Annotated in this window: 13 protein-coding genes; 11 read left to right on the top strand and 2 right to left on the bottom strand. The window is 41.1% G+C overall.

Going from position 1 to position 16,226, the window contains the following annotated elements; genetic code table 11:
- Positions 1 to 149 precede the first annotated feature (149 nt).
- Positions 150 to 299: a YycC family protein gene (locus MKX49_RS09640; RefSeq protein ID WP_082609358.1), complete on the bottom strand. Its 150-nt coding sequence runs from the start codon at positions 297 to 299 to the stop codon at positions 150 to 152.
- A gap of 342 nt (positions 300 to 641) precedes the next feature.
- On the opposite strand from MKX49_RS09640, the gene MKX49_RS09645 reads away from it, so the two are divergent.
- The gene (locus MKX49_RS09645; protein ID WP_340876245.1) at positions 642 to 1,922 is read left to right on the top strand and encodes a globin-coupled sensor protein; all 1,281 of its coding nucleotides are present in this window, start codon (positions 642 to 644) and stop codon (positions 1,920 to 1,922) included.
- 54 nt (positions 1,923 to 1,976) lie between these two features.
- Here the strand turns inward: MKX49_RS09645 and plsY are convergent, their stop codons facing one another.
- Entirely contained in the window at positions 1,977 to 2,564 is a 588-nt protein-coding gene (plsY, locus tag MKX49_RS09650; RefSeq protein WP_048678604.1) for a glycerol-3-phosphate 1-O-acyltransferase PlsY, read from the bottom strand.
- 489 nt (positions 2,565 to 3,053) lie between these two features.
- On the opposite strand from plsY, the gene MKX49_RS09655 reads away from it, so the two are divergent.
- The 10 genes from MKX49_RS09655 to MKX49_RS09700 all read left to right on the top strand — a co-directional run bounded on the left by MKX49_RS09655 (position 3,054) and on the right by MKX49_RS09700 (position 16,053).
- Entirely contained in the window at positions 3,054 to 3,464 is a 411-nt protein-coding gene (locus MKX49_RS09655; RefSeq protein ID WP_289349827.1) for a CoA-binding protein, read from the top strand.
- A gap of 383 nt (positions 3,465 to 3,847) precedes the next feature.
- On the top strand, positions 3,848 to 5,833 hold the full coding sequence (gene parE / locus MKX49_RS09660; protein WP_048678600.1) for a DNA topoisomerase IV subunit B: 1,986 nt from the start codon (positions 3,848 to 3,850) through the stop codon (positions 5,831 to 5,833).
- Positions 5,823 to 8,267 (top strand): DNA topoisomerase IV subunit A, encoded by a 2,445-nt coding sequence (gene parC / locus MKX49_RS09665; RefSeq protein WP_048678599.1) that lies wholly within the window; start codon positions 5,823 to 5,825, stop codon positions 8,265 to 8,267. Before parE ends, parC begins: the two co-directional genes overlap by 11 nt.
- A 313-nt stretch (positions 8,268 to 8,580) precedes the next feature.
- Positions 8,581 to 10,176, top strand: coding sequence for a long-chain-fatty-acid--CoA ligase (locus MKX49_RS09670; protein WP_340876247.1), 1,596 nt, complete (start codon positions 8,581 to 8,583; stop codon positions 10,174 to 10,176).
- A gap of 45 nt (positions 10,177 to 10,221) precedes the next feature.
- Positions 10,222 to 11,370, top strand: a complete 1,149-nt coding sequence (locus MKX49_RS09675; protein WP_340876248.1) for an acyl-CoA dehydrogenase family protein — start codon at positions 10,222 to 10,224, stop codon at positions 11,368 to 11,370.
- Between the two features lie 26 nt (positions 11,371 to 11,396).
- On the top strand, positions 11,397 to 12,572 hold the full coding sequence (locus tag MKX49_RS09680) for an acyl-CoA dehydrogenase family protein (protein ID WP_323598001.1): 1,176 nt from the start codon (positions 11,397 to 11,399) through the stop codon (positions 12,570 to 12,572).
- Between the two features lie 20 nt (positions 12,573 to 12,592).
- Entirely contained in the window at positions 12,593 to 13,357 is a 765-nt protein-coding gene (locus MKX49_RS09685) for an SDR family oxidoreductase (protein WP_048678590.1), read from the top strand.
- A gap of 18 nt (positions 13,358 to 13,375) precedes the next feature.
- On the top strand, positions 13,376 to 13,828 hold the full coding sequence (locus tag MKX49_RS09690; protein ID WP_252269861.1) for a MaoC family dehydratase N-terminal domain-containing protein: 453 nt from the start codon (positions 13,376 to 13,378) through the stop codon (positions 13,826 to 13,828).
- Positions 13,825 to 14,226, top strand: coding sequence for a MaoC/PaaZ C-terminal domain-containing protein (locus tag MKX49_RS09695; protein WP_323597999.1), 402 nt, complete (start codon positions 13,825 to 13,827; stop codon positions 14,224 to 14,226). Before MKX49_RS09690 ends, MKX49_RS09695 begins: the two co-directional genes overlap by 4 nt.
- A gap of 129 nt (positions 14,227 to 14,355) precedes the next feature.
- The gene (locus MKX49_RS09700) at positions 14,356 to 16,053 is read left to right on the top strand and encodes a sigma-54 interaction domain-containing protein (RefSeq protein WP_323597998.1); all 1,698 of its coding nucleotides are present in this window, start codon (positions 14,356 to 14,358) and stop codon (positions 16,051 to 16,053) included.
- Positions 16,054 to 16,226 lie beyond the last annotated feature (173 nt).

Consider the following 16,226-nt stretch of genomic DNA (forward strand, 5'->3'; position numbering starts at 1 on the left):
ATTATATATTGTGAGGATAAAACGAAATGCCATCTAATTAATTTCCTCATAAAGACGGGGCCGGTAAAAGGGTATACGGAATGGTATTGCCCGTAAGATCGTTTCGTACACATATGAGCACACACAATAATAGCTGCAGATTCCTGCAGCTATTTTGTATTGCCTTTTTCTTTTGCTTCAGCCTCGGCAAGCTTTTTCAGCAAGACTGGTGTGGGCATATGCATGATTTGCTCTAAAGGCAAGTTAAGTGACTTGGATAACTTTAATGCAGTTTCCGGTGATATTTGCAGTGGCTTCATGGCACTTTCTCCTATCGATATGTAATAACTAGTTCCAGTGTAGCCTCTGTTCAACAATTATTCAATCCTTACTTGATTCTTTCTCCAATAAACGAATTCCAAACCATTCTTTCGATTTGAAGTAATGTAGAAATGGTTTAGGTCCTTTTACCTTGACAAAAGAATCGTGCAGAGTCCACAATGAAATATAAATAGTCTAAATAGTTCATTTTTTCAAGGATGGTCTGACTTCCTTTCAATTAAATGGGTATAAAGATTCACGTTTCTTTGTTTGGATATAATGGATTAGCTTTGTCGTGATTTACAAAATCAGGGGGAGTGGGATATGGGGATTTTCATAAAGTGAAGCCAATAAAAGCAAACTGGTTTCAAAAAGCAAATGAAACAGATGGCATATTGGATGTAAGCAGTGAACAGGTGAAACTTCAGGTTAATATCATCGATTTAACGGAATACGATTTAAAGCTGATCCATGCTTTTAGAGAGGCAATCGAACCCCAGGTCGAGGGAGTTGTGGATGCCTTTTATCAATCGATTCTGCAGGTTCCTGAATTGAAAGGGATTATAACGGCGCACAGCACAGTGGGAAGATTGAGAAAAACGTTAATTACTCATATGTTATCTTTATTCAATGGTGTGATTGACGATGATTTTGTTAAATTGCGGACAAAGGTGGCGAAGACTCATTATCGTATTGGCTTACAGCCCCGGTGGTATTCATCCGGTTTTCAAAATGTACAGAATCACTTGCAAAGAATTGTCTTTGAACAAACCAAAAATGAAGATGAGCAGCGGGCATTAATATCAGCGATAGGAAAGATACTCAATCTCGAACAGCAATTAGTCCTTGAGGCATATGAAGTGGAACATTTAAAGGCTAGGGAAAATCAATATAAAGAAATAAAAGATGAAGTAAAAAGGAAAATCTCGTTGGTTAGTGAAGAAGTCTTGTATTTAAGTGAAGAAACGGATGCTTCCGTTAAGCAATTGATTGAAAACGGGCAATTTGTCAAAATGCAGATCGCAACGCGCGCTGAACAATCACTTCGTTCAAAAACAATGGCTGAAGAGGGGCAGAAGCGTATGCAGATCTTAACGGAAAAGATACAAAACCTTGTTAATTTCATGAAAAATGTTGATGAAAAGATCGTTTTATTAAACCGATCTTTCTTAAGCATCACCGAGTTTGTTAAGCTTGTACAGGGAATGGCCGACCAGACAAATTTACTATCTTTGAACTCAGCCATCGAGGCAGCACGGGCAGGTGAACATGGTAATGGATTTGCGGTTGTTTCGAAAGAGGTCAGGAAACTTGCTGAACAGACTAAAAAGTCGATAGCTGAAATAGATGCAATCGTGCAATCATCAAATGTATATATGAAAGATGTTGTTGATTCTGTCCTAAGGGTCAAAGAAGTGGTTCAAGCAGGTGAGAAGGAATCTGGATTAACGGAAAATTCCTTCAATGAAATAATCGGAGTCATCAAAGGGAATATAACGGATTCTGCAGAAATGGAAATGACAATTCAGGGATTAGTGTCAATCATCCAGGAAATCGGTAACGCTACTGAAAAGGTTTCGAGGCATGCCGGTATCCTGAATAACACGGCAAATGAATTGTAGAAAGTAAAATAGGCCCATGTACGGGCCTATCTTCACATGGTAATGCACATGTTCTTATAACCATTTTACTTTAGGTTCAGTTTTATCGATAATCCGCTTGATGTTTGCACGATGCCGGTAAAAAATGAAGATCGTTATTATACCGATTACAATAATGAGCGGCAAATCACCAGTATGAAACACTAAACTGTAGATGAGAGCAAGTAGACAAGCAATCATGGAAGAAAGCGAGACATATTTGGATATATATAAGGATATGAAGAATATGAAAACGGCAAAAACGAAAAACAATGGTTCATATGCAAGAATGACTCCAGCAGAAGTTGCAACAGCTTTACCGCCCCGAAAGTTTGCGAAAATGGGAAACATATGACCGATGACCGCAAATACTCCGGCTAGCAATGGATTCATTCCCAGGCCAAGCAGAACCGGCAGAAGAGTTGCTAGGGTACCCTTAAGAATATCCATGGTAGTAACGGTTAGTCCTGCCTTGAAACCAAGTGTCCTGAAGGTATTTGTCCCGCCTAGATTTTTACTGCCATGCTCCCGGATGTCGATTTTGTAAAATGTTTTACCGATTATTAAACCGGACGGAATCGAACCGATCAGGTAGGCAGCCAGTATAGTGATAAATGTAAGCATTCTATTACCCTTTCTTTAAGAAAAATCTTCTTTTTTTATCACGTTTAAGGAAGATTGTTCCCTTTTTCAAAAATAAACGTGTAGAAATAGCTAAAAACAGCCTGAAATACCTGTTAAGCTTCTCTTATTGTAACATTTTCGTGACAAAATGGTACGGCTGTCCAAAAAAAATCCACTAAAAAAATGAATTTTCCTTGATGGACCTACATCTTTTGATATACGTTAAGTTCATGAACGGTAAAAGGTTTAGACTTCCTTATTTTCGTAAATATAAAATGAACGATGCCTCCTTGTATAAATTGTTACAATACGTGGTAGTCTGTATGAACATAAGAAAGTTAAATGAGTCATGCCTTTTCGAAACTTATTCTTTCTTGTATAATGATTTTTCTTAATAATGGTAATAAACAGCTTTTCTCTGTAAAATACCTTTGTTAGGAATACTCTTTAATCAAATATTACATTTTATTATAAAGGGGATTGAAAAGAATGATAGAAAATCCAAGCAGAGAAGAAATGGGAAAGATGTTGAAAAAATCGAAGCGCATCGCTGTCGTTGGTTTATCTGATAACCCTGAGCGCACTTCTTATATGGTATCGAAGGCCATGCAGGATAGCGGATATGAAATCATTCCTGTAAACCCTGCTGTATCCGAAGTGCTGGGTGTAAAGGCAGTTAAGGCACTGAAAGATATTGAAGGGCACATCGATATCGTCAATGTTTTCCGCCGTTCAGAGTTCCTTCCGGAGATAGCCAAGGAATTTGCAGAAATCGATGCAGATATCTTTTGGGCGCAGCTAGGAGTGGAAAATGAAGAAGCCTATAATTTTTTGAAAGAAAAAGGACATACTGTCATCATGAATCGATGTATAAAAGTCGAACACGCCCTTACTAAGTAAAATGAAGAGCGGAACTTCCGCTCTTTTTTTAAGGTATCGCTTTATTTCTGGAGAAAAACTAAAAGGCAGCCATAGCGGGCATTGAGCGGTCGGGCAAAATTAAGCCATTAAAGCTTAATTTGATTAAAATAATAAAAGTATATTTGCCAAATGAAAATTTACCGCTACAATTAGAATGGTAGCTATGATACGTTTTGTTCCATACAAATGTGCTAACGCTAATAAAAAGGACAAAAAAATAGAACACTTGTTCTTTGTTCGTGAAAGTATTATACTTGTTATAATGATAATAACGTATTAATGGATTTGTTAAGCTAGTGAGTCATTTCATTGCAGTATGATTTGGCCCGGAAATTGTGTTTAGTAAGGAAAGGGGAATTTCTGTGGCAAAGAAAGTAAAAACAATCGAGTACAATGATGATGCAATTCAGGTACTGGAAGGACTCGAAGCGGTCAGAAAACGTCCCGGTATGTATATCGGCAGTACTGATGCACGCGGACTTCATCATTTAGTGTACGAGATTGTAGATAACTCCGTAGATGAGGCTTTAGCTGGATATGGAGACCAAATTAGTGTGAAAATACATAAAGATAACAGTGTAAGTGTGTCCGATAAAGGGCGTGGAATGCCTATTGGCATGCATAAATTAGGTAAACCGACGCCTGAGGTCATATTAACGATTCTTCATGCTGGAGGTAAATTTGGACAAGGCGGATATAAAACGAGTGGAGGCCTTCATGGAGTCGGTGCTTCGGTCGTTAACGCGTTGTCTGAATGGCTTGTCGTGACAATCAAGAGGGACGGGTTCATTTACGAACAACGTTTTTTCAATGGCGGAAAGCCAGAAACCACACTGGAGAAAATCGGCAAAACAAATCAAGCTGGGACCAAAATCCACTTCAAGCCCGATCCTAAAATATTTTCGGTGACGACTTTTAATTATGAGATTCTGTGTGAGCGTCTTCGCGAATCAGCTTTTCTTTTAAAAGGCATGAAGATAGAATTGACGGATGAGCGTAACGACCATAATGAAATTTTCCACTATGAAAATGGCATTGAAGCTTTTGTCGATTATTTAAATGAAGAGAAAGAAACACTCCATAGTGTAGTCAGCTTAGAAGGGGAACAAAATGGGATTGAAGTCGAACTTGCCTTTCAATTCAACGATGGTTATTCAGAAAATATTCTAAGCTTCGTGAATAACGTTCGTACAAAAGACGGAGGCACCCATGAGATTGGTGCAAAAACGGCCATGACAAGGGCATTTAATGATTATGCCAGAAAAATGGGGCTATTAAAGGAAAAAGATAAAAACCTCGAAGGTACCGATATACGTGAAGGCTTGTCTTCAATCATTTCAGTGCGCATCCCTGAAGAACTTCTTCAATTCGAAGGACAAACCAAAAGCAAGCTTGGAACCAGCGAAGCCCGTTCTGCAGTCGATTCCATCGTATCAGAGCACCTAGCCTACTTTTTTGAAGAAGATCCGACCACGAGTACCCTATTGGTTAAAAAAGCGATTAAAGCGTTCCAGGCAAGGGAAGCGGCACGTAAAGCCCGTGAAGACGCAAGAAGCGGGAAGAAACGGAAAAAATCCGATGCCATCCTTTCCGGGAAATTAACACCAGCCCAATCGAAAAATCCCGAACGAAATGAATTGTATCTTGTAGAAGGTGACTCTGCTGGGGGATCCGCTAAACAAGGGCGGGATCGCCGTTTCCAAGCAGTTCTACCTTTGCGGGGTAAAGTTATCAATACGGAAAAGGCAAAACTGGCGGATATTTTTAAAAACGAGGAAATAAATACGATCATCCATGCCATCGGCGGAGGTGTCGGGGCGGAGTTCAATACGCCGGACACTAACTATGATAAAGTGATCATCATGACTGATGCCGATACGGATGGGGCCCATATCCAAGTGCTGCTGCTGACTTTCTTTTACCGATATATGAAGCCGTTAATAGAGTCAGGAAAGGTTTACATTGCCTTGCCCCCTTTATATAAAGTGAGCAAAGGGACAGGGAAGAAAGAAGTCATTGAATATGCTTGGAGCGATGAGGAGCTCCAGGGAGCGATAGACAAGGTAGGGAAAGGCTATATGATTCAGCGCTATAAAGGGCTGGGTGAGATGAATGCCGATCAATTATGGGATACCACCATGAACCCGGAAACAAGGACATTGATACGTGTGAAGATCGATGATGGAGCACGTGCAGAAAGACGTGTGACAACTTTGATGGGAGATAAGGTTGAACCGCGTCGTAAGTGGATTGAAGCCAATGTCGCTTTTGGTCTCGAAGAGGAATCGAATATTTTAGATAATGAAAATATGTCGATTGAAGAGGAGGTCATTAACGATGGTATTTGAAGAAACGTTTCGGGATTTGCCGCTTGAAGAGGTAATTGGTGACCGCTTCGGCCGTTATAGTAAATATATTATCCAAGATCGGGCACTTCCTGATGCAAGGGACGGCTTAAAACCGGTGCAGCGCAGGATATTGTATGCGATGCATGTCGAAGGAAACACTCAGGAAAAAGGATTCAGGAAATCCGCAAAAACGGTCGGTAATGTAATCGGTAACTATCACCCTCACGGAGATTCATCCGTTTATGAGGCAATGGTTCGGATGAGCCAAGACTGGAAGCTGCGGAAGGTCATGGTCCAAATGCACGGAAACAATGGTAGCATTGATGGTGATCCGCCTGCTGCGATGCGGTATACGGAAGCAAGGCTTTCATCGATTGCCTCCGAGATGCTGCGGGATATTGAAAAAAGGACGGTCGATTTTGTACCGAACTTTGATGATACTTCAGAAGAGCCCATTGTATTGCCTGCAATGTTCCCTAACCTGCTTGTAAACGGCTCTACAGGAATTTCAGCCGGCTATGCCACTGAAATCCCCCCACATCAACTAGGTGAAGTCATTGATGCTGCCATTATGCGAATCGATAAGCCGGAAGCGACAGTCGCTGATTTAATGACTGTCATTAAAGGGCCGGATTTTCCTACTGGCGGTATCATTCAAGGAATTGAGGGCATTCGTAAGGCCTATGAAACAGGTAAAGGGAAAATAATCATTCGCGGGTTGGCGGAAGTGGAAACGATTCGGGGCGGCAAACAGCAAATCGTCATCACTGAAATCCCATATGAAGTCAATAAAGCAAACCTTGTTAAGAAAATGGATGAATTCCGTCTAGACCGGAAAGTGGAAGGTATCGCCGAAGTAAGGGATGAGACCGACCGTACAGGACTGCGCATTGTCATCGAACTGAAAAAAGAAGCAGATGCAAATGGAGTCCTGCATTATTTATACAAAAATTCCGATCTCCAAATTGCATACAATTTCAATATGGTTGCGATTTATAAAAAACGGCCAACATTGATGAGCCTGCCTAAAATGCTCGATGCTTATATCGAACACCGTAAAGAGGTAATCGTGAACCGTTCACGTTATGAGCTGCAAAAGGCACATGACAGGGCACATATCGTCGATGGATTAGTGAAAGCTTTATCCATATTAGATGAAGTCATCGCTGTCATCCGGGCATCTAAAGACAAACGGAACGCTAAAGATAACCTTATAGCTAAATTTGCTTTTACAGAAGCGCAAGCTGAAGCCATTGTCTCCTTGCAGTTATATAGGCTGACAAATACGGATATTACAGCACTTGAAGCAGAGGCAGCGGAATTGAAGGACAAAATTGAGGAATTGACAAAGATTCTTGGCAGTGAAAAAGTTCTTCTTCAAGTAATTAAAAAAGAACTTCGATTCATTAAAAAGGGCTTTGATGACGGACGGCGTTCCAAAATCGAAAAAGAGATTGAAGAAATCAAAATAAATCTTGAAGTCTTGATTGCGAGTGAAGACGTGATGGTTACCGTTACGAAAGAAGGCTATGTCAAACGGACATCGTTACGATCTTATGCAGCGTCAGGAGGTCTTGATTTTGGCATGAAGGATTCCGATCGCCTGCTCCAGAGGCTTGAGATGAATACAACAGATGTCCTGTTGCTGTTCACATCCAAAGGGAACTACCTCTATTGTCCAGTTCATCAGCTTCCTGATATTCGCTGGAAGGAAACCGGACAGCATATCGCGAACATCATTCCAATTGACAGGGAAGAACAAATCATAAAAGCGATTCCAATCAAAGATTTTACCATGCCGGAATTCTTAGTGTTCATCACGAAAAATGGTATGGTGAAAAAGACAGAATTAGCTTCCTATAAAGCCCAGCGTCATTCAAAACCGCTGGTTGGTGTCAATTTAAAAGGTGACGATGAACTGGTCGATGTCCATCATACCGATGGGCAGGCTGACCTTTTCCTAGTCACTCATAATGGCTATGGTTTATGGTTTGATGAAGAAGAAGTAAGTGTTGTCGGTGTCCGGGCAGCCGGAGTCAAAGGGATTAACTTGAAAGAAGATGACTATGTCATTGGCGGAAAAGTTTTGGCCAAGGATAGTAAAGAATCAATCTTTATCGTTACACAGCGCGGGGCCATAAAGAAAATGAAATTAACCGAGTTTGAAAAAACGAGCCGGGCAAAACGCGGTGTCGTGGTCTTGAGGGAATTGAAATCGAATCCTCATAGGGTCATTGGTTTCGATATCATTAACAAAACCGACAGTCTATTCATTCTATCCGAAAAGGGAACCATTGAAACGATTCATGCCGCTTCATTAAAAAATCATGATCGATATACGAATGGATCATTTGTTTTTGATGAAACGGTTAGTGGAAAAGCGAAAGAATTATGGAAAATATCATTGGAAGATGACACCGCCATAGAGCAGTGAATCATTTTTTTGAACGGGATGCTGGCCTTGATCAGCATCCCGTTTTATTTTCCTGAAAATGCAGTTATATCCACAGGCCAGCACTACAGCTGAGTCTTTTTACGAAAGCATTGTCTTAATTCAAAAATGACTTATTGAGTCAAATTTAAATCCTAGTATTATGAACCTAATATTATTAAGAACGCAGCAAATAATTCAATTTTGAATTTTAGCATTAACTGAATCAACGTATCAAAACGATTTATTTTTGGCACACTCCTTGCATATTGTTAGTATGACTTCTTTATTTTTGAATGAAGAAAGGGGAGGACCAATGGATAGACCTTGGATAAAGCATATCCCGTCCGGAAATCCAATCGAGATTGATATTCCTGAAATTTCATTGACAGAACTATTTTTTCAATCAGTCGAACAGTATTCGGATAATACAGCAGTAACGTTCATGGAGGAAAGGTATACATATTCAGAGTTGGGGAAGTTAGTGAAAAGATGTGCCCGATTGCTTGCTGATGAAGGGGTTGGAAAGGGAGATCGTGTGGCTCTCATGCTTCCTAATTGTCCCCAATATCCAATTGGTTTTTTTGGAACTCTTTTGAATGGAGCCATTGTTGTCCAAATCAACCCAATGTATAAGGCGAACGAATTAATGCATGTACTGAAGGATTCAGGTGCAAGGCACATCATTGTACTCGACGATTTATTGCCCATAGTTGAAGCCGTCATAGCTGAAACCGATGTTGAAAAGGTATTGATTGTGTCTCTGGAAAAGGGAAAATGTGAAATGACAAAAAAACTGCTATCTGTAACAGAGGCGGATTTCACTGTGGAGATTGAACCTGCTAGAGATGTCGCCGTCCTCCAATATACTGGAGGAACGACAGGGCGTTCTAAAGGCGCGATGCTAACCCATCGTAATATCGTAGCCAATACGCTGCAAAGTGCAGCCACTTCAAGAACCAATACTCAAAAGGGGAAGGAAAGGGTACTGGGCGTTTCCCCATTATTTCATGTTTACGGCATGACTTCAGGGATGAACCTGACGTTTTATAATGGCGGGGAATTAATTCTTGTATCCCGATTTCAGGTAACGGAGATCGTCGATATTATCACTAATCTTAAACCGACTATTTTTCCAGGGGTACCGACGATGTATATTGCTTTATTACAATATTACCAGTCCCATCCATTTGATTTGCATACTTTGAAATCTTGCGTTTCGGGTTCGTCACCATTGCCATTGAATGTATTGTCAAGGTTTAACGAACTTAGTGGAACAAAGATTGCTGAGGGCTATGGACTGTCCGAGGCGTCACCAGTCACGCACCGGAATCCAGTCAGCGGCCTGCAAAAACCCGGAAGTATCGGGATTCCGATACAAAATACGGATGCAGCCATAATTGACAGCATTACAGGAGAGCCAGCCCTCTTGGTTGATACACCAGGTGAATTGGTCATTAAGGGTCCACAGGTAATGAAAGGTTATTGGGGCATGCCTGAAGAGACGCGGCAGACGATTCAAAACGGATGGCTGCATACCGGTGATATGGCCAAGATGGATGAAGATGGCTTCTTTTACATTGTGGGACGGAAGAAAGAGATGATCATCGCAGGCGGATTCAATATTTATCCAATTGAAATTGAAGATATACTATACAGCCACCCTAAGGTTCTGGAAGCTGCCGTCTTTGGCGTTCCCGATCAATATCGCGGTGAAACGGTACATGCAGCGGTAGTTCTAAAACCAAGTGAAAGAATAACTGAAAACGAATTGAAGGATTATTGCCGAAAGCAGCTCGCTGCCTTCAAGGTCCCAAAAGCAATCACATTTGAAAGTGAACTTCCGAAGACGGCGGTCGGTAAAATTTTAAAACGCAAGCTTCAAGAAAAACATATCGCTCATTCGAACTAGATATGAAAGCGTTAACAACCAATTCGCAGATAAAGGGGAATGCAAATGGACTTTCGCTTAGATGAAGACATCCTGCTACTTAAAGAAAATATACGCCAGTTTATCGAAGAACAAATCGATCCATTTTCCATGCAGATAGAGGATGAAGATCATATCCCGGAATCCATCATAAGTTTATCGAAGGAAATCGGGCTATTCGGACTTAGTATCCCGGAAAGGTATGGCGGACTCGGAATCGGGATGGTGGGAAAATGTGCTTTATATGAGGAAATCGGCAAAACACATAATGGATATACCACTCTGATTGGGGCCCACACCGGTATAGGGACGGTAGGGATAGTTGAAATGGGCACTGAAATGCAAAAGGAAAAATATCTACCAGATATGGCAAGCGGTAATAGAATTGGCGCTTTTGCTTTAACTGAGCCTGCTGCGGGGTCCCATGCTACGAATCTCAAAATGACGGCGGTCAAAAATGGCGATAAATATATTTTAAATGGTACTAAGCATTATATAACGAATGCAGATGTAGCAGATATTTTTACAGTTATGGCCGTTACAGACAAAGATAAAGGAGCGAAAGGGATCACCTCATTTATAGTAGAAAAGGATTTTCCGGGTTTTAGAGTTGGTAGCCTGGAAAGGAAGATGGGTCTTCGAGGCTCACATTCGGCCGAATTATTTTTTGAAGATTGCGAGGTTCCTGCTGAAAATGTACTGGGGGACGTCGGCCAAGGGTATGTAAATGCCTTGAAAATCCTTGCAAATGGTCGGGCAGGCCTTGCTGCCCGTAATTTAGGGTCCTGTCAATACCTGCTCGATCTTTCTACCAAATATGCCACAGAACGTGAACAATTCAATGTCCCGATCATTGATCATCAAGCCGTATCCCATATGATTGCAGAGATGGCAATGGAAATAGAAGCACTTCGCTCATTCACATACAGGGTCGCATGGATGGTCGATCAGAAAGAAAAAATCATTAAAGAAGCGGCCATGCTCAAGTTGTATGGTTCGGAAGTATATAATCGTATCGCTGATAAGGCCGTTCAGATTCATGGCGGGATGGGATATATGAAGGATTATCCAGTTGAACGTTTCTATCGGGATGCCCGAATCACCAGAATATATGAAGGTACGTCCGAAATCCAAAAGAATATCATTACCGGGCAATTAAAGAAATATCAAAACTAGTCTAATTGGAAAGCGGAGGGGTTAAAATGGATTTACGACTATCAGATGAACAAAAAATGGTGCAAAAAACAATACGCAAGTTCGTGGAAAATGAATTGATTCCATTGGAAAATGAAGTACTTCGCAATGAAATGGCAGGAAAACCTAGTTTACCAGAGGGGACATTGAAAGATTTACAGGAAAAAGCAAAAAAAGCCGGGTTTTGGGGCATTAATACCCCGGAGGAATTTGGCGGGGCAGACCTAGGTCAGCTCATGATGGCAATTGTCTTGATGGAAGTATCAAAAACGTTTGTACCATTCAGTTTTGGAGGTTCGGCTGATAACATCCTTTATTATGCAAATGAAGAACAGAAACAGAAATATCTGATCCCTACGATTAATGGTGATAAAAAGTCCTGTTTTGCCATGACGGAACCGGGAGCTGGGTCCGATACGAGAAATATTAAAATGACGGCAGTAAAAGAAGGGAACGAATGGGTGCTGAACGGTGAAAAAACGTTCATTACCGGAGGAAATGATGCCGATTTCGTCATGGTCATTGCCGTAACAGACAAAGAACGTCATCAAGCGACCGGAACGGAAGGGGTAACCTGTTTCATTGTAGACCGTGATATGGGCTGGAGATCAGAGTATATCAATACGATGGGAGAATGGGGACCGGCCGGTTTAGTTTTTGATAATGTCAGGGTACCCGAAGAAAACATCTTAGGGGAAGTGCATGGCGGTTATAAACTAGGCTTGGAATGGATAGGGTTTGCAAGATGGATCGTAGGCGCACGCGCTGTCGGTTCTGCAGAAAGATTGCTGCAAATGGCAATAGAATACGCTAAAGAACGAGTCACATTCGGTAAACCGATCGCTGAGCGCCAGGCCATTCAATGGCAGATAGCTGATTCGGCTGTAGAGATTGAAGCGGCAAGATGGCTTGTATTGAATGCGGCTTTTACACTTGATAATGGAGAAGACAACCGCCATTTAGCTTCAATGGCTAAACTCTATGGAGCCAATATGGGGAATCGTGTCGTGGATCGAGTATTGCAGATACATGGTGGCATGGGCTATACGAAGGAGCTTCCCATCGAACGTTGGTACCGCGAGGCAAGGCTTTGGAGGATTTATGATGGTACGGATGAAATACAGCGTATGATCATTTCCCGAAATTTGATTAAGGGTCATGTTAAATTAGGACAATTCTTATAATAGATTAGGAGGAAACGATTATGTCAGGGAGATTTTCAGGGAAAACAGCTTTAGTTACAGGTGGAAGCAGGGGGATTGGCCGGGCGATCGTCGAACTGTTTGCCAGTGAAGGCGCAAACGTGGCGATTATTGATATCAACGAAGAGGTTTTGACAGCAACAGGAAATGAATTAAGGGACAAGGGTTATACCATTTTTACCAAAGTGACCAACGTGGTCAATCCAGAAGAGGTGGAAGCATCGATAAAAGAAATAGCCGACACATTCGGATCGCTTGATATTCTCGTGAATAATGCTGGGGTCATCCGGGATAATTTACTTTTTAAAATGACCGATTCAGATTGGCAGACGGTAATGGATGTGCATTTAAAAGGTACTTTCAATGCAGTACGTGCCGCCCAGAAGCATATGGTTGCAAATAAGTACGGAAGAATCATCAATATATCATCCACTTCGGCCCTTGGGAACCGCGGGCAGGCTAATTATTCAGCCGCAAAAGCTGGGCTTCAGGGGTTAACAAAAACACTGGCGATTGAACTTGGAAAATATGGGATAACGGCTAATTCGGTCGCACCAGGCTTTATAGAAACCGAAATGACGAAAGAAACAGCTAGGCGGGTGGGAGTGAGTTTTGAACAATTCATCCAGGATAGGGCAAATAGTATTCCGGTTGCCAGAAGCGGTTTGCCAAGTGATATTGCTCATGCTGTTGCATTTTTTGCCGATGAGGCATCCTCATTCATTAGCGGGCAGGTTTTATATGTTGCGGGCGGTCCAAAAAATTAAGGGAAAAGGCGGGATGTTATGTTCAACGATAGTATTGGAAAACGATCCAAACCCGTTAAAAATATAGTTGAACGGGGAGCCGTTAAAAAATTCGCATTATCGATTGGTGATCCCCACCCGATTTTCATTGATGAAGAAACAGGCAGGCAATCAAGGTACGGTACGAATATCGCTCCACCAACTTTCCCAAGGGTCTTTGATTTTGGGACGATTGAAAGCTTAAATCTCCCGAATAAAGGCTTGATTCACGGTGAGCAGGTATATCGCTATAACAGGCCGCTGAAGGTAGGGGAAGAAATCACCTGTTATACGGAAGTGAAAGACTATTATGAGAAAAAAGGGAAACAAGGGGAAATGGGATTTCTAGCCTTTAAAAATTATGGGACGGATGCAAATGGGGAAATTGTCTTCACTGCTGAACAGCTTGTCATTTTAAATGAAACGATCAGAAGGATGGTGATGAGTAAGTGACGACATTAACCGAACTTCATATTGGTGACTCGTTACATTCTATCGAGCTTGCACCTGTAACGCGACTGGACCTCATTAAATATGCCGGCGCATCAGGTGATTTCAATCCCATTCATACCATTGATGAGGAAGCAAAAAATGCTGGTCTTCCAGGTATCATCGCACATGGGATGTGGACGATGGGAAACCTCGCAAAGCTATTCAGTAATCTTTATGAAATTGGATTTATCGAAGAATACAAGATTCGTTTCAAAGGCATGGTTTTCCTGAATGATGTCATAACTCTTCAAGCGGATCTAAAAGAAAAAAATGGGAATAGATATTTTTTCAACGTAGCGGCCACTAACCAGTCAGGTAAGGAAACGATCAGTGGAGAGGTTATTTTTAAGACTTACTGAGGTAAAGTAGTGATGAAAATTATTTCATCACTACTTTTTTTAGGAGCGAAATTCGACAATTTTAAAGGAGTTTCGAAAATTATCCAGAATTGTACTTAAAAAGAATTCTTTTTGCGGCGGTGAATAGTAATGAATCAAGTGAAACAGGATTCTCAGCTTAATTTGCTCAAAGAGTGGACCTTTCCTGCACTAGTCGTGGATTCTGCAAATCGGATTAAGGATTGGGGAAACTATTTTAATCAATTGTTAAGCCAGGATGGTAATAATACATTAACCGAACAATTCGATGAGTGGCAATTTCTCGATAATAAAAGGCTTGCAGCTGCAAGGCTGCATGATAAACGGTATTTATTTTTATTAATGAAACAAATGGATGCTGACAATATTCTTTATATAGGCAGGGAAACAGAATTTTTGGACGATTTACTGATTGATGCTCATGAAACGGATAAATTGAATCGCGCACTGGATGCAATAATCGAAAATTCCTATGATGGAATATACATCACCGATCAAGATGGAATCACACTTTATACCAATTCGGCAATTGAACGGATCACAGGCATACCAAAAGAGTATTATATCGGAAAATCTGTGGACCAATTGATTAAACGAGGCATACTGAATGCGTCGGTGACTCATAAGGTAGTGAAGCTGAGACGAACGGTATCAGTCGTACAGGATAATTTTGCGGGAAAGGAAACATTGATAACAGGGAGTCCCGTTTTTAATGCAGAAGGGGAAATAGAGCAAGTCGTTACGAATATAAGGGATTTATCTGATTTAAATGAACTGATGCATGAGTTGACGAAAGCTAATGAACTGAATAATCAATATAAGCAGGAAATTGAGAAACTGCGGAAGATAACGAGCAAAGATGGAGTCGTATTCGTCAGTGATAAAATGAAAATGATTTATGAGATAGCAGAAAGGATATCGGATATTGATGCGACAGTACTCATACTGGGGGAAACGGGTGTTGGAAAGGATGTCCTTGCCCGAAATATCTATAATCGGAGCATCCGATCTAAAAAAGGAGACTTCATCAAAATAAATTGCGGGGCAATTCCCGCTGATTTATTGGAATCCGAGCTCTTTGGATATGAAGGAGGGGCATTTACCGGAGCCAATCAAAAAGGAAAACCAGGGATGTTTGAACTGGCAGAGAGTGGTATCCTATTCCTGGATGAAGTAGGTGAGCTTCCCCTGCAACTTCAGGTGAAGCTGCTCCGGGCCCTTCAGGAAAGGGAGATTCAAAGAATCGGGGGTACAAAACCAAAGAAAATCGATGTTCGCATAATAGCAGCCACGAACCGAAATCTTACGGAAATGGTCAAATCGGGTGATTTTCGAGAAGACCTCTTTTATAGGTTGAATGTCATTCCGATCACGATCCCTCCTCTAAGGGAAAGAAGAGAGGATATCTTGGCATTGACTGACTTGTTTTTAACAAAAGCAAACGAACAATATAAATTCTCAAAAGAAATAGATTCGCGGTTGAAAGAATATTTTTATCAACATGATTGGCCAGGAAATGTCCGTGAATTGATTAATATAGTGGAAAGGCTCGTCGTGCTGACGGATAATCGAATATTATCGATTAACGACCTTCCGGAAGAATATCAGCCGGAAAATCGGAATCAACCGAACCACAATGCTACCTTAACTTTAAAAGAAGCGGTGGAAAGAGCCGAAAAGGAAATATTGACGAAAGCGGCTCAAACTTACCAAACTACATATGAAATAGCAGAAGCCCTGGAATCCAGTCAGGCAACAATCGTAAGGAAACTTAAAAAATATCGATTAAAGGTCAGTGGAAAAGAATAGATGAGTTTGAACAGCACCCTCCATTGTTGGACACCATCCAACAATGGAGGGTGCTGTTTTTTGACTAAAAATTACGATAGGCGAAAAATTACATGGGGTTAAGTGCTTGGAAGGAAAAGCTTCATCATTTTATAGATTGTTATTCAGTTTATATTCATAATTTATCTTTATTA

This window comes from Peribacillus sp. FSL M8-0224 (genome assembly GCF_038003055.1).
Taxonomy (GTDB): Bacteria; Bacillota; Bacilli; order Bacillales; family DSM-1321; genus Peribacillus; species Peribacillus frigoritolerans.